The 20286-nt window shown below is 71.4% G+C and carries 19 protein-coding genes; 4 read left to right on the top strand and 15 right to left on the bottom strand.

Annotated features, from left to right (window positions below):
* Positions 1-21: 21 nt before the first annotated feature.
* From JOF40_RS15930 to JOF40_RS15915, 4 genes are read right to left on the bottom strand one after another with little or no spacing between them, the layout of a single operon-like run.
* Positions 22-1239, bottom strand: a complete 1218-nt coding sequence (locus tag JOF40_RS15930; protein ID WP_129183756.1) for an APC family permease — start codon at positions 1237-1239, stop codon at positions 22-24.
* A gap of 2 nt (positions 1240-1241) precedes the next feature.
* Entirely contained in the window at positions 1242-2057 is an 816-nt protein-coding gene (locus JOF40_RS15925; RefSeq protein WP_209674645.1) for an exodeoxyribonuclease III, read from the bottom strand.
* Positions 2058-2087: 30 nt separating this feature from the next.
* Positions 2088-2483: a DUF1304 domain-containing protein gene (locus JOF40_RS15920; RefSeq protein WP_129183760.1), complete on the bottom strand. Its 396-nt coding sequence runs from the start codon at positions 2481-2483 to the stop codon at positions 2088-2090.
* 17 nt (positions 2484-2500) lie between these two features.
* Positions 2501-4153, bottom strand: coding sequence for an FAD-binding dehydrogenase (locus JOF40_RS15915; protein WP_129183762.1), 1653 nt, complete (start codon positions 4151-4153; stop codon positions 2501-2503).
* Between the two features lie 146 nt (positions 4154-4299).
* On the opposite strand from JOF40_RS15915, the gene JOF40_RS15910 reads away from it, so the two are divergent.
* Entirely contained in the window at positions 4300-4992 is a 693-nt protein-coding gene (locus JOF40_RS15910; protein WP_188111812.1) for a hypothetical protein, read from the top strand.
* 85 nt (positions 4993-5077) lie between these two features.
* On the opposite strand, the gene JOF40_RS15905 is transcribed toward JOF40_RS15910, so the two are convergent.
* Positions 5078-6331, bottom strand: a complete 1254-nt coding sequence (locus JOF40_RS15905) for a geranylgeranyl reductase family protein (protein WP_129183764.1) — start codon at positions 6329-6331, stop codon at positions 5078-5080.
* Between the two features lie 60 nt (positions 6332-6391).
* On the opposite strand from JOF40_RS15905, the gene JOF40_RS15900 reads away from it, so the two are divergent.
* Positions 6392-7120 carry a queuosine precursor transporter gene (locus tag JOF40_RS15900; RefSeq protein WP_129183766.1) on the top strand — a complete coding sequence of 243 codons (729 nt, stop codon included), beginning with the start codon at positions 6392-6394 and terminating at the stop codon, positions 7118-7120.
* A 20-nt stretch (positions 7121-7140) separates the two neighbouring features.
* On the opposite strand, the gene tgt is transcribed toward JOF40_RS15900, so the two are convergent.
* The 7 genes from tgt to JOF40_RS15865 all read right to left on the bottom strand — a co-directional run bounded on the left by tgt (position 7141) and on the right by JOF40_RS15865 (position 15051).
* Positions 7141-8331 (bottom strand): tRNA guanosine(34) transglycosylase Tgt, encoded by a 1191-nt coding sequence (gene tgt / locus JOF40_RS15895; protein ID WP_209674845.1) that lies wholly within the window; start codon positions 8329-8331, stop codon positions 7141-7143.
* 13 nt (positions 8332-8344) lie between these two features.
* On the bottom strand, positions 8345-9025 hold the full coding sequence (locus JOF40_RS15890; RefSeq protein WP_129183770.1) for a M50 family metallopeptidase: 681 nt from the start codon (positions 9023-9025) through the stop codon (positions 8345-8347).
* A gap of 3 nt (positions 9026-9028) precedes the next feature.
* Positions 9029-9433: a tetratricopeptide repeat protein gene (locus tag JOF40_RS15885; protein WP_209674643.1), complete on the bottom strand. Its 405-nt coding sequence runs from the start codon at positions 9431-9433 to the stop codon at positions 9029-9031.
* A gap of 64 nt (positions 9434-9497) precedes the next feature.
* Positions 9498-10241, bottom strand: a complete 744-nt coding sequence (locus JOF40_RS15880) for a hypothetical protein (RefSeq protein WP_188111813.1) — start codon at positions 10239-10241, stop codon at positions 9498-9500.
* Between the two features lie 10 nt (positions 10242-10251).
* Positions 10252-10872, bottom strand: coding sequence for an NAD(P)H-dependent oxidoreductase (locus tag JOF40_RS15875; protein ID WP_129183772.1), 621 nt, complete (start codon positions 10870-10872; stop codon positions 10252-10254).
* Between the two features lie 40 nt (positions 10873-10912).
* Positions 10913-13891, bottom strand: coding sequence for an AAA family ATPase (locus JOF40_RS20270; protein WP_129183774.1), 2979 nt, complete (start codon positions 13889-13891; stop codon positions 10913-10915).
* Positions 13888-15051: an exonuclease SbcCD subunit D gene (locus JOF40_RS15865; protein WP_129183776.1), complete on the bottom strand. Its 1164-nt coding sequence runs from the start codon at positions 15049-15051 to the stop codon at positions 13888-13890. Before JOF40_RS15865 ends, JOF40_RS20270 begins: the two co-directional genes overlap by 4 nt.
* A 173-nt stretch (positions 15052-15224) precedes the next feature.
* On the opposite strand from JOF40_RS15865, the gene JOF40_RS15860 reads away from it, so the two are divergent.
* Entirely contained in the window at positions 15225-16724 is a 1500-nt protein-coding gene (locus JOF40_RS15860) for an APC family permease (protein WP_209674641.1), read from the top strand.
* A 1-nt stretch (position 16725) separates the two neighbouring features.
* A complete protein-coding gene (locus JOF40_RS15855) occupies positions 16726-17142 on the top strand; it encodes a universal stress protein (protein ID WP_129183779.1) in 417 nt (138 codons plus the stop codon).
* Here the strand turns inward: JOF40_RS15855 and JOF40_RS15850 are convergent.
* The 3 genes from JOF40_RS15850 to JOF40_RS15840 form a co-directional block, all read right to left on the bottom strand.
* Positions 17092-17685, bottom strand: a complete 594-nt coding sequence (locus JOF40_RS15850; protein ID WP_188111814.1) for a DUF998 domain-containing protein — start codon at positions 17683-17685, stop codon at positions 17092-17094. The two genes, JOF40_RS15855 and JOF40_RS15850, sit on opposite strands and share 51 nt — an antisense overlap.
* 65 nt (positions 17686-17750) lie before the next feature.
* Positions 17751-18911: a cystathionine gamma-synthase gene (locus tag JOF40_RS15845; RefSeq protein WP_129183781.1), complete on the bottom strand. Its 1161-nt coding sequence runs from the start codon at positions 18909-18911 to the stop codon at positions 17751-17753.
* Complete coding sequence (locus tag JOF40_RS15840; RefSeq protein ID WP_129183783.1) at positions 18908-20281, bottom strand: cystathionine beta-synthase; 1374 nt, start codon at positions 20279-20281, stop codon at positions 18908-18910. The genes JOF40_RS15845 and JOF40_RS15840 overlap by 4 nt, the downstream gene beginning before the upstream one ends.
* Positions 20282-20286 lie beyond the last annotated feature (5 nt).

Below are 20286 nucleotides of genomic sequence, written 5' to 3'. Positions count from 1 at the left end.
GCAACCAACTGTATCAGGGTGTTATGCAGTTGCTCGTCGGACGCCGTATGAGGCAACACCGACGAGCAGCACGGCCAGGCCGCTGAGCACCGTGGTCGCTGGCAGCGATGCCGCGAGGACGACGCAGCCGAGCAGGCCGAGGGAGGCCACGGCACGAGGCATCGGCGTCGACGGCAGCGTGAGGGCCGAGGCGTTGGTGATGGCGTAGTAGACCAGCACGCAGAACGAGGAGAACGCCACGCTCGTGGCGACGTCGCCGACCAGGACGAGTGCGCCGACGACCACCACGACGGCGATCTCGGCGTGCTGTGGCACGCGCCGACGCGGATCGACGACGGCCAGACCGGCGGGCAGGTGTCCGTCGCGCGCCATCGCGAGCACCGTGCGGGAGACGCCGAGCACGAGGGACAGCAGCGCGCCGGCGGCGGCCAGGGCGGCGACGCCGATGACGACGGGCACGAGCGCTTCGGCACCTGCAGCCTCGACCGCCGTGACGAAGGGGCGCGACGACGCGGCGAGACGTTCGGTGCCGAGCACGTGCACGAGGGCGATGCCCACGGCGAGGTAGACCGCCATGACCACGACGACGGACACCAGGATGGCCCGCGGGATCGTGCGGGCCGGATCGCGCACCTCCTCGCCGAGCGTGGCCAGCCGGGCGTAGCCGGCAAACGCGAAGAACAGCAGTCCGGCGGCCTCGAGCACCCCGCCGCGGCTCGAGGCGCCGGCCGGGGCGTGCGCTCCGGGTGAGGCCAGGAGCACGACGAGCACGACGGTCATGACCAGCAGCACCACCGTGACGATCGCGATGCTCGCGATGGCCGACTTCTCGATGCCGCGCAGGTTGACCGCCGCGACCAGCACGACGACCGCGAGGGCGACGATGCGATGGTGCTGTGGCCACGCGTAGCTGCCGACGGCCAGGGCCATCACGGCGCACGACGAGATCTTGCCGACGATGAAGCCCCAGCCGGCCAGGTGGCCCCAGAACGGGCCGAGCCGCTCGCGTCCGTAGACGTACGTGCCACCTGCGACGGGGTGCAGGGCCGCCAGCCGGGCGGACGAGTGAGCGTTGCATCCGGCGATGACCGCCGCGACGGCCAGCGCCACCAGCACGCCGTCGCCGGCCGCGTCCACCGCGGGTGCGAACACCACGAACAGCCCGGCACCGATCATGGCACCGGCCCCGATCGCCGCCGAGCCCAGCAGGCCGAGACGGCGATCGAGGGTGCCGTCCATGCTCAGAGGTCGTAGTCGACGACCAGGGGAGCGTGGTCGGACCAGCGCTCGGCCCAGCTGTCGGCGCGATCGACGACGGCCGTCACGGCCGTCGCGGCGAGCTCGGGCGTCGCGATCTGGTAGTCGATACGCCAGCCGGTGTCGGTGTCGAACGCCTGACCGCGCATCGACCACCACGTGTAGGGGCCGGGCACGTCGCCGGCGACCTGCCGGTGCACGTCGACCCAGCCCAGCTCGCCGAAGAAGCGGTCGAAGTAGGCGCGCTCCTCGGGCAGGAAGCCGGCCTTCTTCTGGTTGGCCTTCCAGTTCTTGATGTCACGGGAGGTGTGGCCGACGTTGAGGTCGCCGGTGACGACGGCGTGGTGGCCCGTGGCACGGATCTCGGCCAGCCGCGTGGCCATCTGCTCGAGGAAGCGGTACTTGTCGTCCTGCCGCGGGGTGCCGGCCTCGCCGGAGTGCACGTAGGCCGAGACAGCCGTCAGCGTCGATCCGTCGGGCAGCGGGATGTCGGACTCGATCCACCGCCCGGAGTCGTGGAAGTAGGGATCGCCGTTGCCGACGCGGTGGCCCGTCGGCTCGATGCGGCTGAGGACGGCCACCCCGGCGCGTCCCTTGGCAGCCGCCTCGGTGTGGGCGACGTGGTAGCCGGTGCCCTCGAGGATCTGGCGCACGATCTCATCGGGCGCGCGCACCTCCTGCAACGTCACGACGTCGGCGTCGCGGGCCGCGAGCCACTCGCTGAGCCCCGAGGACTGGCCGCGGGTCTTGTTGTGGGCGGCACGGATGCCGTTGACGTTGACGGTCGCGATACGGAGCACGTGCTTCACCCTAACGGGCGGGTCGGACGCTCAGGCGTTCGCGGCGACCAGCGCCGTGACGACCGCCAGCAGCGCCGGGAGGCCCTGGATCGTCGCCGCCCGGGCGTACGACAGACCCGTCGTGATCAGCACGAGCGCGGCGGCCAGCATGCTGCCGCAGGCGAAGACGATGAGCGTCCAGCCGATCACGTCGTGCGTGTCGGAGAGCGCCACGACGACGATGCCCGCCAGCGTGCCGACCGCCAGGAACAGGTTGTAGAAGCCCTGGTTGTAGGCCATGCCGGCCGTCGTCTCGGCATCGGCCTGCGAGGCGACGCCGAACGTCTTCCAGGTCTTCGGCTCGCGCCAGCGCAGCGACTCCAGGACGAAGATGAACACATGGAGCAGCCCGGCGACAGCGGCGAGGACGAGGGCGACAGCAGTCATGCCGGGAGACTAGCGGCTCACCCCACCTGCGTGGCCGCCGCCCGTCCCGCCGCACGGCCCGAGAACAGGCAGCCACCCAGGAAGGTCCCCTCGAGCGAGTTGTAGCCGTGCACGCCACCGCCGCCGAAGCCCGCGACCTCGCCGGCCGCGTAGAGCCCCTCGACCGGCTCGCCGTCGTGCCCCAGCACCCGTGACTGCAGATCGGTCTCGAGACCGCCGAGCGACTTGCGCGTCAGCACGTGCAGGCGCACCGCGATCAGCGGGCCCTTGGCCGGGTCGAGGATCTTGTGCGGCGTCGCGACGCGGATGAGCTTGTCGCCGCGGTACGACCGGGCCTGGCGGAGCGCGGCGATCTGCAGGTCCTTGGTGAAGTCGTTGTCGAGCTCGCGGTCGCGCTCCTCGACCTGACGACGTACCTCGGCCGCATCGACCGGAGCGTCGGGCGTCAGGACGTTCATGCCGGCGACGAGCTCCTCGATCGTGTCGGCCACGACGAAGTCCTCGCCGTGCGTCTTGAACGCCTCGACGGGCGTCGTCGCCCCCTTGGACAGACGCTCCTTCAGCAGGGTGCGCACGCTCCGGCCCGTCAGGTCGGGGTTCTGCTCCTGCCCCGACAGCGCGAACTCCTTCTCGATGATCGCCTGCGTCAACACGAACCACGAGTGGTCGTGCCCGCTCTGCCGCAGCAGCTTGAGCGTCCCGAGCGTGTCGAAGCCCGGCAGCCCCGGCACCGGCAAACGGCGGCCGGACCCGTCGAGCCACAGCGACGACGGGCCGGGCAGGATGCGGATGCCGTGCAGGGGCCAGATGGGGTCCCAGTTCTTGATGCCCTCGACGTAGTGCCACATGCGGTCGCGGTTGATGTGGCTGGCACCGGCCTTCTCGGCGATCGCGAGCATCCGGCCGTCGACGTGCTGGGGCACCCCGGAGATCATGTGCGCCGGGGGAGTGCCGAGCCGGTCGGGCCAGCTGGCGCGCACGAGGTCGTGGTTGCCGCCGATGCCGCCCGTCGTGACGATCACGGCCTGCGCCGTCAGCTCGAACTCGCCGACGGCGGTGCGCGACGTGGGCGCGGCCCGCTCGGCGTCGGTGGGCTCGAGCACCGTGCCCCGCACGCCGGTGACGGCACCGTCGGCGACGACGAGCTCGTCGACCTGGTGGCGGAACGCGAAGGTGACGAGGCCGCGCTCGACCCCGCCGCGCACGATCCGCTCGAACGGCTCGACCAGACCGGGGCCCGTGCCCCACGTGATGTGGAAGCGGGGCACCGAGTTGCCGTGCCCGCCGGCCAGCCCGCCTCCGCGCTCGGCCCAGCCCACGACGGGGAAGACGCGGTGGCCGCGGTGCCGGAGCCAGCTCTGCTTCTCGCCGGCGGCGAAGTGCACGTAGGCCTCGGCCCAGCGGCGCGGCCAGTGATCCTCCGTGCGGTCGAACTGGGCGCTGCCGGCCCAGTCCTGCAGCGCGAGGTCGACCGAGTCCTTGATGCCCATGCGGCGCTGCTGCGGCGAGTCGACGAAGAACAGGCCGCCGAACGACCAGAAGGCCTGACCGCCGATGCCCTGCTCACCCTCTTGGTCGACCAGGACGACCGAGCGGCCCGCCTCGACCAGCTCAGCGGTGGCGACGAGGCCCGCGAGGCCCGCCCCGACGACGATCACATCAGCGTTCATGGTCCCGATTGTGTCGCACGGGGCGGTCATACCACATGCCGCCGTTCCCAGATCGACTGCGAACACGGCTCGAAACAACTGGTCTTCATGGCTCATCAGCACTAGGTTCGTGCCGACACCCATCATCGTCGGGAGAAGATAGAGACATGGCATTTGACATCAAGACAGTCGGAAGGAACGACCAGATCGCCCTCGTGGCGGGCGCGGCAACGGTTCTCCTCACTCTGTTCCCCTGGTACGCGACCTTCAGCGCCAAGGCGAAGAACAATGACGGCAGCGCCTTCGGCAGCATCGGCGGCTCTGAATCCATCAACGCCTGGCACGAGTGGGCGCTGTTCGGCGTGCTGCTGCTGGTCGCAGCCCTCGTCATCGTCGTCTTGCGGGTCGTCGTCGGCAACGTCTTGCCGGCCGGAGTCCCCTGGAACCTCGTCACAGCCGGAGCCGCTGGCCTCGGCACGCTGATCCTGGTCATCTACCCGTTCACCTTCGGTCCTGACGTGCCGGCGATCGTGTCGGACTCCGTCGACATCGGCAAGGGTCCGGGCTGGTCGGGGTGGTTGCTGATCGTTGCTGCGCTCGTGTTCACGGCGTTCTCGTTCCTGGCGTTCAAGGAGTCCGGCGAGAAGATCCCCGAGATCAACCGCGCCGGTGGCGCGACGCCGCCGTCCTACGGCTCGGCGACGCCTCCGGCCACGGGTACGGCGACCCCGCCCGTACCGCCGACGGCACCCCCGGCTGCGCCCCCGGCACCCCCGGCTGCGCCCCCGGCACCGCCGACCGCGCCTCCGGCACCCCCGGCCGGCGGTCCGACCCCGCCCCCGGCACCGCCGGCGAGCTGAGTCGCCGCACGACCTGCATCATCTGCACGACGAAGGGCCCGGCCTCGGCCGGGCCCTTCGTCGTGTCGCGCTGTCGTGTCGCGCGTCAGGACGTGAACGGCGGGCGGTCGTCGAGCCGCACCGACTGACGTCCGGCCCAGCGCCACAGCCGCGCCGTCAGGTCGCGGTCCTCGTCGGTGACGAGGTTTCCCATGACCCGCAGCGCGAACGTCATGAGCGTGTGCGACCGCATGCCCACGGGCCCGGCCGTCGGCAGCAGGCGCGGCACCGTGATGAGCCCGGCCAGGCGGCGTGCGATCGAGAACGCCTCGCCGTACCGGTGGGTGAGCAGCTGCGGCCAGGCCTCGGCCAGGTCGGTGCGGGTGCGCAGCAGCTCGGCGGCCTCGCGACCCGTCTCCATGCCGTAGTCGATGCCCTCGCCGTTGAGCGGGTTGACGCAGCCGGCCGCGTCGCCGATGACGACCCAGTTGGGTCCGGCGACACCCGACACCGCGCCGCCCATGGGCAGCAGGGCGCTGGTCGGGGCGCGCAGCTCGCTCGTGAGATCCCACTCCTCGCGCCGCAGCGTCGCGTAGTACTCCATGAGCGGACGGATCTGCAGGTCGGCGGGACGCTTCGCCGTGGCGAGGGCACCCACGCCGAGGTTGACCTCGCCGTTGCCGAGCGGGAAGATCCAGCCGTAGCCGGGCAGCAGCTCGTCGTCCTCGCCGCGCAGCTCGAGGTGCGACGAGATCCACGGGTCGTCGCTGCGGCCCGACTTCACGTACGAGCGTCCGGCCACGCCGTAGGCGGTGTCGCGGTGCCACTCCCGACCGAGCACCCGCCCGAGGGGCGATCGCACGCCGTCGGCGATCACGAGGCGGCGGCACATGATGGTGTGCGGGGTGCGGTCCTTGCCGAGGTGGAACACGACCCCTGTGACCCGCCCCGCGCCGTCGCGGACGGCGTCGACCGCGCGGGCGCCCTCGAACGGGACCGCGCCGGCCGAGGTCGCGGCGCGGAAGATGCGGTCGTCGAGCTCGGTGCGGGGGACCGCTGAACCGTGGTCGGGCAGGGAGCCGCCGGGCCAGGGGAGCAGCAGCTCCTGGCCGAACCCCGCGGCCCGCAGGCCCCGATTGGTGCCGTGGCTGCGCACCCACTCGCCCAGACCCAGCAGGTCGAGCTCGGCGATGGCGCGGGGTGTCAGGCCGTCACCGCAGGTCTTGTCGCGCGGGAACGTCGCGGCGTCGGCGAGCACGGTGTCCATGCCCAGGCGGGCCGTCCACGCTGCGGCGGCGGCTCCTGCGGGGCCAGCCCCGACCACCAGGACGTCGGTCTGGGTCGGGGGCGCGGCAGTCATGCGTCGATTCTCCCACCACGCCGTGCACTGTCCACCGGGGCGAGTGGAAGGATGTGCCCCATGAGCTCACAGGCCACGTCTCCGCACCCCGAGGCCGAGGTCCACTACGCCTCGCGCGGCTCGTCGTTCTTCGACGTCCTGCTGGCGGTGTTCTGCGTCGTGCTGGTCGTCTCCAACATCGCCGCGACCAAGTCGACGGAGTTCCTGTCGGGCCACGACGTCTCGATCGGGCCGGTGCAGGTGCTGCCGATCATCTCCGACGGCGGCGCGATCCTCTTTCCGCTGGCCTACATCCTCGGCGACGTCATCTCCGAGGTGTACGGCTTCCGGGCGGCCCGGCGCGCGATCCTGGTCGGCTTCGGCACCGCCGTCCTGGCGTTCGCGACGTTCCTGATCGCGATGCAGCTGCCGGGCGCGAGCTTCTACGAGAACCAGGACGCCTTCGAGAGCGTCGTGTGGTCGGGCGTGCAGATCGTCGGTGCCTCGATGCTGGCCTACCTGACGGGTCAGCTGCTCAACTCGTACGTGCTCGTGAAGATGAAGGCGCGGTCGGCCGAGCCCGGGCTGTGGCGGCGGCTCGCCGGCTCGACCGGGGTGGGGGAGGCGGCCGACACCTTCATCTTCTGCGCCGTCGCCGCCTCGGCCATCGGTATCACGACCGGCGGCCAGTTCGTCAACTACTTCGTCGTCGGCTTCGTGTTCAAGTGCGCCGTCGAGCTGCTCGTCATGCCCGTCACGATGGTCGTCATCCGCGTGCTCAAGCAGCGCGAGCCGACCTACTGGGCCTGACCCAGGCCCGGGGACCGGTATCAGCCGTAGAACCGGGCCAGGAAGTCGTCGCGGAAGTCGGCGAACGTCCCGGCCTCGAGGTGGGCGCGCATGTCGTCGACGAGGCGGACGGTGAACCGCTCGTTGTGGATCGTGCACAGCGTCGCGGCGACGTACTCCTTGGTCTTGAACAGGTGGTGCAGGTACGCCTTGGAGTAGTGGGCGCACGTGTAGCAGTCGCACGCGGGGTCGATCGGCCCGAAGTCGCGCCGGGACGCCGCAACCAGCAGGTTGTACCGCCCCGTCATGGCGTAGACGCGTGACGACCGGGCGACGCGCGACGGCGAAACGCAGTCGAAGGTGTCGCAGCCGTTCTCGACGGCGGTGAACAGGTCGTCGGGCTCGCTGATGCCCAGCAGGTGCCGCGGCTTGTGCGGCTCCAGCTCTTCGCACACCCACCGCACGATCGTGCCGAGGTTGTCCTTCTCGATCGCCCCGCCGATGCCGTAGCCGTCGAAGCCGAGTGGCACGAGACCCCGGGCCGCCTGGCGGCGCAGGTCTTCGTGCTGCGCGCCCTGCACGACGCCGAACAGCGCCTGCGCGGGCTTGTCGGCCCGTGTCGCGGAGAGCCGGCGGTGCTCGTCGACGCACCGACGGGCCCAGTCCTGCGTGCGCGCGAGCGACTCGACCTGGTAGCCGTAGGTGTTCATCAGCGTCGTCAGCTCGTCGAAGGCGAACATGATGTCGGCCCCGAGCTGGTGCTGGATCTGCATCGACACCTCGGGCGTGAACCGGTGCTTCGACCCGTCGAGGTGCGACTTGAAGGTCACCCCGTCGTCGTCGACCGTCGCGAGCCGGTTCTTGCCCTCGGCGATGACGTCGTCGGCCTCGACGCCCTTCGACGCCATCGACAGCGTCTTCTGGAAGCCGGCACCCAGCGACAGCACCTGGAAGCCGCCCGAATCGGTGAACGTCGGCCCGGGCCAGTTCATGAACGCCCCGAGACCACCGGCCTCGTCGACGATGTCGGCACCGGGCTGCAGGTACAGGTGATAGGCATTGGCCAGCAGCGCCTGGGCACCCAGCTCGGCCATCTGCTCGGGCAGGACCGCCTTGACGGTCGCCCGGGTGCCGACAGGGATGAAGGCCGGCGTACGGATCTCGCCGTGCGGCGTCGAGATCGTCCCTGTGCGTCCGAGGGCACCGGGCAGCTCACGGCCGAGGGAGAACATCTGGCCCATTAGATCAGGGTGCCGACCCGGGCAGGCCGACCAGCCACACCGCTGCCGCGAGCGCCGCACCGGTCAGGGCGATGAAGACGAGGTTCCAGACCGCCGCGGGCAGGACCGTCAGCCGGGCCAGCACGTCGGCGTCCGAGGTGCGGGTGCGGGTGCGACGCCGGTGCGACCACAGGTCGACGCAGGCCCGCGGTGCGGCGGCGAGCAGGAACCACGCGAACGTCAGCGCCGCGAAGTCCTGCACGTCGATGGGCGCGCGCCAGATCAGCAGCGCGACGGCGGCAGCGACCACGACGACGACCAGCAGGCCGAACCAGTTGCGGATGAACGCCAGCATCAGCGCCATCGTGACGAGGCCCGTGTAGAGGGCCCACGGCGTGAGGTCGTTCTCGACCAGGACCATCGACACGAGTCCCAGAGCGGCTGGCGCGGGATAGCCCGCGGCGGCCGTGGCGATCATGCCCGGACCGCGGGGGCGGCCGCTCGACACCGTCAGGCCGGAGGTGTCGGTGTGCAGCCGGATGCCGTTGAGCCGACGTCCGGTCAGCACGGCCACCGAGGCGTGGCCGGCCTCGTGCACCAGCGTCACCAGGTGACGGGTCACCGACCACGCGGGCGGCAGCACGACCAGCAGGGCCGCGGTCGCTGCGGCCGCCCACGTGTTGTCGAGCGATCCGGCCGTCGGCAGGGGTCAGCCCGCCTGTCGGTCGACGAGCTCGACCCGGGTGGCGTCGTGCGGCGAGGCGCCCATCGCGGCGGCCAGCCGGTGGTGGACGGCGCCCTCGCGGTGACGGCTCTGCCGGTCGAGCGACAGCCCGAGAGCGGTCTGCGCCCAGGCGCTCGTCGGCTCGATCTCGACCAGACGGCGGAAGGCGTCCTCGGCCGGCGACAGCTGGGCCGCGGCGAAGTGCGCCCGGCCGAGCAGCTCCCAGCCGGCGGCGTTGCCCGGCTCAGCGTCGACGACCTTGCGCAGCACGCGGACCGCGTCACGCGGGAAGCGGTCGGCGAGCAGCTCCTCGCCCGTGCGGAAGGCGTCGAACACGTCCATCGACTCGATCATGGCGTCCGAGATGCTGGGGGTGAAACGGATGGTCATGGTGCGCTCCTCCCGGGATGGTGACCCGTTGTCGTTGCCCGCCTCAACGCCGCCGCAGGCGTGATCATTCCGCCGGCCTGGTGGGGGTGGGCGTCGTCGGCCTCGGGCTGGTCGTGGGCGTCGCGGTGGGGGTCGGCGTCGGGACGCTCGGGGTCGGCGTGGCCGTCGGTGCCGGCTCGGAGGCCGTCGGCACGGGGGCCGGTGTGGTCGCGGCAGGGGCAGGCGTCGTCGCCGCGGGGGCCTCGGGCGTCTGGGTCGAGGTGGGGGTGGGCGTGGACTCCGTCGGCTTGGGACCGCGGTCGTCGTCCGATGGCCTGCTCGAACCGCCGAAGGGGTTTCCGATGCGGGCGTTGTCGGGATCGGCACCGAACGATCTCTGCGTCACGACCTCGTACGCGCCCATCGCCGCGAGGGCGATCGCGAGGACGACGACCGTCGTGGCGGTGATGGTCTTCCAGTGCAGGCGACGCGGCGCAGCGGTGTCGTCCCCGACGACCTCGGCGCGCGCGACGGGGGACCCCTCGGCCTCCTCGACCTCTTCGAAGGCCTCGGCGATCTCGCCCTCGTCGACCTGCTTCTGGACGACGGTGCCGCTGGCCGTCTGCACGATCAGCGTCTTGCCCTGGTCGAGCGTGCGGCCGTAGAACGCCGAGCTGATCGTCACGACGAAGCTGCCGAGCGCAGCACCGATCAGGGTGCCGGCGACGCCGAGGCTCGACGCGATCCAGGCTGCCGTGACGGCGGCCAGGGCACTCGCGACGACCTGGAACCAGGAGACGTCGGCGAGGAATCGGGGACGCGAGGGCATGACGCCCAGACTAGGAGGTCGCTCCGAACGTCGTGGTCGTGAGTGCCTCGACGTCGTCGAGCCACACCGCCCGCTGCTCGTTCGATGCGCCGGAGACGGGACGCAGCACCCGCCGGGTCACCTGCGGACCGCCCAGGTAGGGCGCGACGCACCGTCCCCAGATCGAGGCCAGCGGGTCGCCGTAGAGGGTCTCCTCGCGCTCGTCGGTCGTGTCGGAGGTGTTGACCACGAACAGGTGCTGCACGGGTGCCAGAGGCTCGGGATGCCCGGTGGCCTCGGCCAGTCGGTACGCGACCCCGGGCACCACGACGCGGTTGATCCAGCCGGTCAGGATCGCCGGCGGCATGCCCCACCAGTTGGGGTGCACGACGACGAGCCCCTCGGCCTGGCGCAGCTCTTCGCGATGCAGCGCGACGAGTGGGTCGTCCTCTCGGGCGAGGGTCGACTCGATCTCGGCACCGCTGGTGTGGGCCTCGAACGCCGGCATGATGGGGTCGAACAGCTCGGCGTAGAGGTCGTGCGACCGCACCTCGTGCCCCTGGTCGACCAGCCGCTCGCCGATGCGCTGGGCGATGGCGTGGCAGTAGCTGTCGGCCCGTGGGTGGGCGAGCAGCAGCACGAGGTGGCTCATGTGCTCATCGTGGCAGTCGCCGGGGCCATGTGGGGCACTCTCACGCGGGGCGGGACGTCCTGATGGTGCTCCACCCGCCATCGGTGCGGTCGACGAACAGCTGCGCGGGGATCGACTCCTTCATGGCCTCGACGTGGCTGATCAGGCCGATCGTGCGGCCGCCCTCGCGCAGGTCGTCGAGCGTGGCCATCGTGGTCTCGAGGGTGTCGGCGTCGAGCGATCCGAAGCCCTCGTCGATGAACAGGGTGTCGAGCCGGATGCCGCCGGCACGGTTGGTGAGCACCTCGGCCAGGCCGAGTGCCAGCGCCAGCGAGGCCTGGAACTTCTCGCCGCCCGACAGCGACTGCGGCGGACGGGTCTCGCCGGTGAACGCGTCGAGCACGTCGAGGGCCAGCCCCGACTGCGCGCCGCGGCCGGCAAGGGCGTCGGAGTGCAGGAACTCGTAGCGACCGCCCGTCATGTGCACCAGACGCGCGTTGGCCGCCCGCACGATCTCCTCGAGCTCGGCGGCCAGGGCGAAGGTCTCGAGCGCCATCTTCATGGTGTTGGGGGTCTGCCCACGCACCGTGCTGGCGAGACGGTGGACAACAGCGTGCTCGTCGCGCAGCGCACCGGCCGCCGACAGCGCCTCGCGGATCTGGGTGGCCAGCCGGTCGACGGTCGACTGCTTCTGCCGAGCGGTCGACTCGGCGGCGAGGGCCTCCTTGTCGGCGGCGTCGGCGGCCGTGAAGGCATCGTGGGGGCCGTCGAGCTCGACGAGATCGGCCGGCAGGTCGTGCAGGTCGCCGGACGCGAGGATCGACGCGACCGAGTGGGTCTCGGCGTCGTGATCGGCGATCCGGGTCTCGAGCGCCGTCTGCTCGCGAGGCGGCAGGCGGGCGGCCTCGGCCGCTGCAGCGTCGGCGAGCTCGTGCTCGACGAGCGCGGCCGCGAGCAGCTGGCGGGCCGCGTCGACATGCTCGGCCGACTCGGTCAGTGTGGCGGTGGTCTCGAGCAGCGCGCGCCCGGCTCGGACGTGCGAGGTGACGGCCGCGAGCCGGTCGGCCACGGAGTCGTGGTCGCCGCGTGCTGTCTCGAGCGATCGCACGGCATCGTCGTGGGTCGCAGCGGCACCGGCCTGGGCGGCGACGAGCGCCGTGCGACGCTGCTGGGCCGAGTCGATGCGTTCGGAGGCGGCGTCGATGTCGGCCGCCAGCCGGTCGAGCGTCTGCTGGGCGAGGGCCCGCTCGGCCACAGCGGTCGTGGCGTCGGCCACGGCGGCTTCGGCCCCGTCGACCATCGCCTGCAGCGCGACGGATGTCTCGTCGCCGGCGGCCTCCCGCTCGGCGACGATCCGCTGGTTCAGCGCCTCGACCTCGCCGTCGCGCTTCTGCGATCGGCGGACGGCCGCGACGTAGTCGGCCTCGGCCTGCTCGACGTCGCCGTCGTCGACGTGCCCCTCGGCCAGCACCGCCGGCGCGGGGTGTGCCGCTGACCCGCAGACGGGACACGGCTCGTCGGGCTCGAGGCCCTGGGCCAGGACGCCCGCGAAACCGGCTCGCTGACGGGCCCGGAGGTCGTCGCGGCGCAGGGAGGCCTGCGTGACCTCGCGTCCGGCGTCGAGCTGACGCTGACGGGCCTCGTCGATCTCGACGGCGGTGCGGTCGGCCGCCTCGGCGGCTGCGAGACGCGTGCGCAGGGTCGCGACGGTCTGTTCGACGTCGCGCAGGACGGCGGCACGCTCGTCGAGGGCCGGCAGCGTCGTCGTGAGCGTCTCGCGCTCGGCGCGCAGGTAGACCCGTGCCCGGGCGTCGAGCTCGACCTGCTCATCGAATGTCGTCAGTGCGGCGGTGGCGGCGCGAACCGCGTCGGCCAGCCCCACGAGAGACCTCTCGCGATCGGCACTGTCGCGCAGCGAGCCGAGCAGCTCGGACCACTGCTGGACCGAGGCGGCCAGTGATTCAGGGTCGGTCGCCTCGTCGGGCATCAGCCGGCGGAAGGCCTCGTCGGCGGCGCGGTGCCGGTGCTGGGCGTCGTCGTGGGCACGTCGTGCCTCGCGAGCCGCCTCGATGCGGGGCCACACCTGTGCGGCGCGCCGGGCCTCGCCCAGCCGCAGGCGCAGCTCGTCGATCTCGGGGCGGACGAGCTCGAGATCGGCCTGACGGCGCAGCACCTGGCCCCGCCGGTCCTGACGCTCGCGGGTCGTGCGCGCTGCGTCGAAGGCTGCTCGCGCGGCCTCGAGCACGGTGCCGGCGGCCTCACGTCGCGAGACGGCCTGCTCGAGGACGTCGAGGTGCTGGTGCGCGATCGCGTCGACCCACTCCTCGACCCCGTCGCCGGTGGCCGTGTCGACCGTGTCGGGCAGCTCGTGCTGGGTCTCGCCGGCCAGTGAGGTGCTGTAGGTCGTGACGGCCGTCGACGACGCGGCCAGCCGGTCACCGAGCAGGCGGGCACGGGCGTCGAGCGCCTCGCTGTAGTCGGCGAAGCGGCGCGTGTCGAACAGCATGCGCAGCAGCTCGCGGCGCTTGTCGCTCGTGGCGACCAGGAACTCCTGGAACTGCCCCTGCGCGAGCAGGATGACCTGCTGGAACTGCTTGGCCGACAGCCGTACGATCTCCTCGATGCGCACCTCGGCGTTGCCGGTCTTGGACTCGACGACCTCCCAGGCGTCGCCGACCAGGCGGGCCAGCTCGAAGGTCGGCGGTGCCGTGGTCGTGCCGGTGCCGCGCTGCTTGGGCCGCAGGTACGCCGGGCTGCGGGTGACCCGAAACCGTCCGTCGGCGGTGCTGAGGTCGACCGTGACACGGCACGGGTCGGTGGGGCCGATGTGGTCGCTGCGCACCTTCTCGCCCGCTCCGCCCTCGTAGCGCGGGATGCTGCCGAACAGGGCGTACGTGACGGCGTCGAGGATCGACGTCTTGCCGGCACCGGTGCGACCCGTGATGAGGAAGATGCCGTCGTCGTCGAAGGCGTCGAAGTCGACCGTCTCGGTGTCGCGGTAGGGCCCGAAGCCCGTCATGGTGACCTGGTGGATCTTCACGCCGACGCACTCGCCTCTCGCTCGGCGATGACGTCGCGCACCAGCTCGATCTCGAGGTCGGTGGAGCCCTCGCCGTTGCGGACCTTGGTCAAGAAGGTGTCGACCAGCGCGTCGTCGGTCTTGCCCCGCACCAGCTCGGCATAGCTGCGCCCGCCGTCGTCGTGCACGCGACCGGGCCTGAACTCCAGGTGTGCGCAGTGGGGGAACCGCGACTGCAGCCTGCGCATCGCGTCCATCGGTCGCGTGGAGTCGGTCAGCACCGCGCTGATCCAATGGTCGACCACGCCGTCGAGCGACGTGTCGGCCAGCAGATCGTCGAGCGTGCCGGTGACGACCGAGAGGGGACGAGGCACCGGCAGGTCGACCCAGGTGACGTCGGCCAGACCATCCGCGTCGAGGTCGACGAGCCACCCTCCGCGCGGCTTGCCGGCCTCGGAGAACGAGTAGTGCAGCGGTGCCCCGCAGTAGCGGACGTGCTCGGACAGCCGGGCCCGCCCGTGGATGTGGCCGAGCGCCGCGTAGTCGACGCCGTCGAAGGTCGGCACCGGCACCTTGTCGACGCCGCCGACCGTGGTGCCGACGATGTCGCGCTCGGAGTCGCACGACTCGCCCTCGACGCCCTGGACGAAGGTGTGCGCCAGCACCACCGAGCGTCCGCCGCGGGCCGCCAGGTCGTCGCGCACGAGCTGCATGGCGCGGCCGACGACGTCCTTCTGCGTGCGCATGGGGGCGTCGGACCACACGTGCCGCAGGCGGGCCGGCTCGAGGAACGGGATGCCGTAGACGTGGACGGGCCCGTGCTCGTCGGTCAGCGTGACGGGTCGGGTGATCTGCGCCGGGGTGGTCACGACGTGGACGCCGGCCGCGGCTGCGAAGGCCGACATCGAGCCGAGGCGGGCGGGGGAGTCGTGGTTGCCGCTCGTGATGACGACGACGGCACCGGCCTCGCGCACCCGCAGCAGGATCGAGTTGAGCAGGTCGACGGCCTCGGCCGACGGGGTCGACGAGTCGTAGACGTCGCCCGCCACCAGGACGACGTCGACGTGCTGCTCGCGCACGACCTCGACCAGCGCGGTTGCCACCTCGTCGAGGGCCGCGAGCGTCGCGTGGCCGTGGAACGTGCGTCCGACGTGCCAGTCGGAGGTGTGCAGGATGCGCATGGGGGGAGCCTAGAGGGCCGCACCGACACGCCCACCCGGCGCTCGTCTGGACAGATGGGCTCCGGTGCGGTGGGGTGTCACCACGACATCTGCGACCCGGGCACCCAGGCACCCAGGCGCTCAGGCGCTCAGGCGCTCAGGCTCGGTGTCGTCCGACGATGAGGGAGTGGCCCGTGGCACAGGTGGGCGGCGAACCGCATGACGAGACTCGCGAAGAGCTCAAGGCCGATGCGATCGGCTTCGTCGACGCCCTCGTGATCGGGCTCAACGCGACGTCGCCCGCCTACTCGATCGCCGCGGTCATCGGTCCGCTGGTCGTCATCGCCGGCGTGCACGCGCCGGGCATCATGCTGGCCTCGTTCGTGCCGATGCTGTTGATCGCGTCGGCCTTCTTCTACCTCAACAAGGTCGACAGCGACTGCGGGACGACGTTCAGCTGGGTCACCCGCGCGATGGGGCCGTGGGCCGGCTGGCTCGGCGGCTGGGCCATCACCATGACGGGCGTGCTCGTGGTCGGGTCACTGGCCGACGTGGGGGTCAGCTTCACGCTGCGGGGCTTCGGGCTCGACGACGACGCCGACACAGCGTGGCTCCGCCAGGGTCTGGCGGTCGTCCTGATCCTGGTCATGACGGCCATCTGCGTCGCGGGCACGGAGGGCTCCGCCAAGCTGCAGAACGTCCTGATCCTGGCGCAGGTCGTGTTCCTGCTGGTCTTCGCGGTGGCGGCGTTCTACCAGGTCTACGCCGATCAGAGCTCGCTCGAGTCGATCCGGCCGAGCCTCGACTGGCTCAACCCGTTCTCGGTCGGCGGCTCAGCGCTCACCTCGGGCCTGCTCCTCGGCGTGTTCATCTACTGGGGCTGGGAGTCGGCGGTCAACCTCACCGAGGAGACCAGCGGGTCGGCGTCGGCCCCCGGGCTCGCCGGCATCTGGTCGACCGTCATCCTGCTCGTCACGTACCTCGCCGTCGCCTTCGCGGTCGTCGCCTACGCAGGCACGCAGTTCCTGGTCGACAACGCCGATGAGGAGGAGTTCATCTTCCCGCTGCTGGCGACCGAGGTGCTGGGCCAGTGGGACTGGATCGTCTACTTCGCGGTCGCGACGTCCGCCATTGCGTCTACGCAGACCACGATCATCCCGGCGTCCCGCACGGCCCTGTCGATGGCGCGACGCGCGGCGCTGCCGAGCACCTTCGGGCACATCCACCCGCGCTTCCGCACGCCGGACGTCAGCACGTGGTGGGTCGCCGGCATCGCGATCGCCTGGTACCTCGTGGTCAACCAGCTCAGCGAGAACGCGCTGTTCGACTCGCTGTCGGCGCTGTCGCTGCTCATCGCGTTCTACTACGCCCTCACCGGCATCGCGTGCGCGGTCTACTACCGCCGGCACCTCACCGAGAGCGTCCGCAACTTCCTGCTGATCGGGCTCGGGCCGGTCGTGGGAGCGCTGCTGCTGATCTGGCTGCTGGTCGCCGCGGTGCGCGACCTGTCCGACCCGGCCAACTCGTACAGCGAGACGTCCTGGTTCGGCCTCGGCCCGCCGCTGGTCATCGGCATCGGGATCGCCGTGGCCGGAGTGGTGCTCATGGTGTGGTGGCGGTTCGTGTCGCCGCGGTTCTGGCTCGAACGTCCCGGGGTCGCCGATCCCGATCTCGTCCACGGCAAGGAGTCCTGACATGGCAGTGGTGCTCGGATACGACGAGTCGCCCGGAGCGGCGCGCGCCCTCGCGGCGGCGATCGAGGTGGCTGCGGCCTTCGGCGAGCGTCTCGTGCTGGTGCACGGCGTCGGTGCGCCCGGAGGGCTGGGCGAGGAGTACACGAGCCACCGGCAGGCGCTCGAGACCGCTGGCCGCACGGCCCTGGCGTCGGCCGTCGAGGCCGCGGACGACGCCGGCGTGCCGACGACGGTCGAGCTCGTCGACGCCAAGCCGCACGACGCGCTCCTGCGGGTGGCCGATCAGCACGACGCCCGGGTCATCGTGGTCGGCACGTGGGGCGAGAGCCCGCTGCGGGGAGCGATGCTCGGGTCGACGCCGCACAAGCTACTGCACCTGTCGACGCGTCCTGTGCTCTGCGTCCCCGCGGACGACTGACACGGCCACCGACACGGCCACGACGCTCACCCAGACGTACCCCGGCCACAGCGCCAGCCGCTCGAGGGCACCGATCGTCGCGGCGTCGGAGCCGACGACGGCACCGAAGCCGATCGCCCCGACCGCCGACAGCGCCGTGACGACGTAGGCGGATCGGGCCAGCCCAGGACGGGTGGCTCGCAGGGCCAGCCCGCCCAGCAGGACCGCGAGCGGCTGGGCGACGAAGATCGGCAGCGCGACGACGCCGTGCACGCCGGGCTCGGCGTTGACCGGGAACAGACCGACGCCGATCGACCCCGCGCCGGACACGCACCACATGGCCACCGATGCCGTGCCCAGCCGGCCGGGCAGGTGCCGGAGGCCCAGCATCAGCGCGCCGGCGATCAGGGTGCAGCCGAACCAGATGAAGGCGACGTTCATCCCGGCGTGCCAGGGCGAGCAGAGCACGTCGCCGCGCACCTGCCGGCAGGCGGTGTTGCCGAGGTCGCTGACGGTGCTGCCGGCGAACGAGTAGTCGGCCGAGGCCCGCAGCCCCACGATCACCTCGGTGAGGATGTAAAGCGGCTGCAGGCCCCAGGCAGCGAGCCCGAGCCGTCGGAGGGGGTGGATCAGCCCAGCGCCTGCTCGAGGTCGCCGATGAGATCGGCGACGTCCTCGATGCCGACCGACAGGCGCACGAGGTCGTCCGGCACCTCGAGCTGCGAGCCGGCGGTCGAGGCGTGCGTCATGGCGCCGGGGTGCTCGATCAGCGACTCGATGCCGCCGAGGCTCTCGGCCAGGGTGAACAGCTCGGTGCGGGCGCAGAAGTCGAGTGCCGACTGCTGGTCCTTGAGCCGCACCGACACCATGCCGCCGAAGCGGCTCATCTGACGTGCCGCGACCTTGTGGCCGGGGTGCTCGGGCAGGCCCGGGTAGAGCACCGACTCGATCGCCGGGTGGCCCACCAGGAAGTCGACGACCGCCTCGGCGTTGTCGCAGTGCTGCTTCATGCGGACGGCCAAGGTCTTGGCACCCCTCATCGTGAGGTACGCGTCGAACGGTCCGGGCACGCCGCCCGAGCCGTTCTGCAGGAACGCGAACGCGGAGTCGAGCTCTTCGTCGTCTGTCACCAGCACGCCGCCGACGACGTCGGAGTGACCGCCGATGTACTTGGTCGTCGAGTGCAGGACGACGTCGGCTCCCAGGGTCAGCGGCTGCTGCAGGTAGGGCGAGGCGAAGGTGTTGTCGACGACGAACGTCGCGCCGGCTGCCGACGCGATCTCGGCGATGGCCGGGATGTCGCCGACGTTGAGCAGCGGGTTGGTGGGTGTCTCGATCCAGATCGCCTTGGTGCGGTCGGTGACGGCGGCGCGGATCGCGTCGAGGTCGTTGACCGCGGCCACGGTGTACGTGATGCCCCACTGGCTGAAGACCTTGTCGATCAGCCGGAACGTGCCGCCGTAGGCGTCGTCGGGGATGACCAGGTGGTCGCCGGGACGCAGCAGCGACCGCAGCGCGCAGTCGGTGGCGGCCATGCCCGAGCTGAACGCCCGTCCGTACGTGCCGTGCTCGAGCGCCGCGAGGTTGGCCTCGAGCGCCGCGCGCGTGGGGTTGCCGGTGCGGGCGTACTCGAAGCCGCCGCGCATGCCGCCCACGCCGTCCTGGGCGAACGTCGAGCTCGCGTAGATCGGCACGTTGACGGCGCCGTTCTCGGCATTCGGCTCGTAGCCGGCGTGGATCGCGCGGGTGGCGAAGCCATGCCCCTTGAGCTTGTCGAAAGGCGTGCTCATACGTGGACTCCCAGCAGGTCGTGACGGGTCAGGACACCGAGCGGCTTGCCGTCCTCGACGACCATGACGGCATCGCTGGCGCTGAGTGCCGCCAGCGCGTCGTCGAGCGTCTCGCCCGAGCCGAGCAGGGGCAGCGCGGGCTCCATGTGCTGCGAGACCGGATCGGTCAGCTGCGCGCGTCCCTCGAACACGGCGCTGATGAGCGCGCGCTCGTTGACGCTGCCCGCGACCTCGCCGATGACGACCGGAGGCTCGGCACCGACGACGGGCATCTGCGAGACGTTGTACTCGCGCAGGATCTCGATCGCGTCGCGGATCGTCTCCGACGGGTGGGTGTGCACCAGCGCCGGCATGCCGCCGGTCTTGGAGTGCAGCAGGTCGCCGACCGTCATCTCGTGCGGCGTGCCGTCGAGGGGCTGGCGCAAGAAGCCGTAGGACGACATCCAGTCGTCGTTGAAGATCTTGGAGAGGTAGCCGCGCCCGCCGTCCGGCAGCAGCACGACCACGAGCGCGTCGGGGCCTGCCTCGGCGGCGACCTGAAGGGCGGCGACGGCAGCCATGCCGCACGATCCGCCGACGAGCAGTCCCTCCTCGCGGGCCAGGCGACGGGTCATGTCGAACGAGTCGGCGTCGGACACGGCGATGATCTGGTCGGGGATCGACGGGTCGTAGGCGCTGGGCCAGAAGTCCTCGCCGACGCCTTCCACGAGGTAGGGACGGCCGGTGCCGCCGGAGTACACGGAGCCCTCGGGGTCGGCGCCGATGACCTTGACGTTCGGGTTCATCTCCTTGAGGTAGCGCCCGACACCCGTGATCGTGCCGCCGGTACCGACGCCGGCCACGAAGTGCGTGACCTTGCCGTCGGTGGCCTCCCAGATCTCGGGACCGGTGGTCTCGTAGTGGCTCTCGGGGCCGGCGGGGTTGGAGTACTGGTCGGGCTTCCAGGCACCTTCGGTCTCGCGCACGAGGCGGTCGGAGACGTTGTAGTAGCTGTCGGGGTGCTCGGGCGGCACGGCGGTCGGGCACACGACGACCTGGGCGCCGTACGCCTTCATGGTGTTGACCTTGTCGCCGCTGACCTTGTCGGGGACGACGAAGATGCACTTGTAGCCGCGCTGCTGGGCGACCAGCGCGAGGCCGACACCGGTGTTGCCGGACGTCGGCTCGACGATCGTCCCGCCGGGCTTGAGGGCACCGGAGGCTTCGGCGGCGTCGACCATCTTGACGGCGATGCGGTCCTTGGCGCTGCCGCCCGGGTTGAGGTACTCGATCTTGGCGGCGACGGTGGCTGATCCAGCGGTGGTCACCGAGTTCAACCTGACCAGCGGGGTGTTGCCGATCAGGTCGACGATGTGGTCTGCAATGGGCATGTCGC

The organism is Aeromicrobium fastidiosum (genome assembly GCF_017876595.1).
Taxonomy (GTDB): domain Bacteria; phylum Actinomycetota; class Actinomycetes; order Propionibacteriales; family Nocardioidaceae; genus Aeromicrobium; species Aeromicrobium fastidiosum.
The sequence above is the reverse complement of the archived record's forward strand: the minus strand, read 5'-3'. Positions and strand labels throughout refer to the sequence as shown.

Coding starts and splice junctions, on each gene's coding strand:
- JOF40_RS15930 (WP_129183756.1), bottom strand. CDS start 1,239: ATGGACGGCACCCTCGATCGCCGTCTCGGCCTGCTGGGCTCGGCGGCG.
- JOF40_RS15920 (WP_129183760.1), bottom strand. CDS start 2,483: ATGACTGCTGTCGCCCTCGTCCTCGCCGCTGTCGCCGGGCTGCTCCAT.
- JOF40_RS15915 (WP_129183762.1), bottom strand. CDS start 4,153: ATGAACGCTGATGTGATCGTCGTCGGGGCGGGCCTCGCGGGCCTCGTC.
- JOF40_RS15910 (WP_188111812.1), top strand. CDS start 4,300: ATGGCATTTGACATCAAGACAGTCGGAAGGAACGACCAGATCGCCCTC.
- JOF40_RS15905 (WP_129183764.1), bottom strand. CDS start 6,331: ATGACTGCCGCGCCCCCGACCCAGACCGACGTCCTGGTGGTCGGGGCT.
- JOF40_RS15900 (WP_129183766.1), top strand. CDS start 6,392: ATGAGCTCACAGGCCACGTCTCCGCACCCCGAGGCCGAGGTCCACTAC.
- tgt (WP_209674845.1), bottom strand. CDS start 8,331: ATGTTCTCCCTCGGCCGTGAGCTGCCCGGTGCCCTCGGACGCACAGGG.
- JOF40_RS15885 (WP_209674643.1), bottom strand. CDS start 9,433: ATGACCATCCGTTTCACCCCCAGCATCTCGGACGCCATGATCGAGTCG.
- JOF40_RS15880 (WP_188111813.1), bottom strand. CDS start 10,241: ATGCCCTCGCGTCCCCGATTCCTCGCCGACGTCTCCTGGTTCCAGGTC.
- JOF40_RS15875 (WP_129183772.1), bottom strand. CDS start 10,872: ATGAGCCACCTCGTGCTGCTGCTCGCCCACCCACGGGCCGACAGCTAC.
- JOF40_RS15865 (WP_129183776.1), bottom strand. CDS start 15,051: ATGCGCATCCTGCACACCTCCGACTGGCACGTCGGACGCACGTTCCAC.
- JOF40_RS15855 (WP_129183779.1), top strand. CDS start 16,726: ATGGCAGTGGTGCTCGGATACGACGAGTCGCCCGGAGCGGCGCGCGCC.
- JOF40_RS15845 (WP_129183781.1), bottom strand. CDS start 18,911: ATGAGCACGCCTTTCGACAAGCTCAAGGGGCATGGCTTCGCCACCCGC.
- JOF40_RS15840 (WP_129183783.1), bottom strand. CDS start 20,281: ATGCCCATTGCAGACCACATCGTCGACCTGATCGGCAACACCCCGCTG.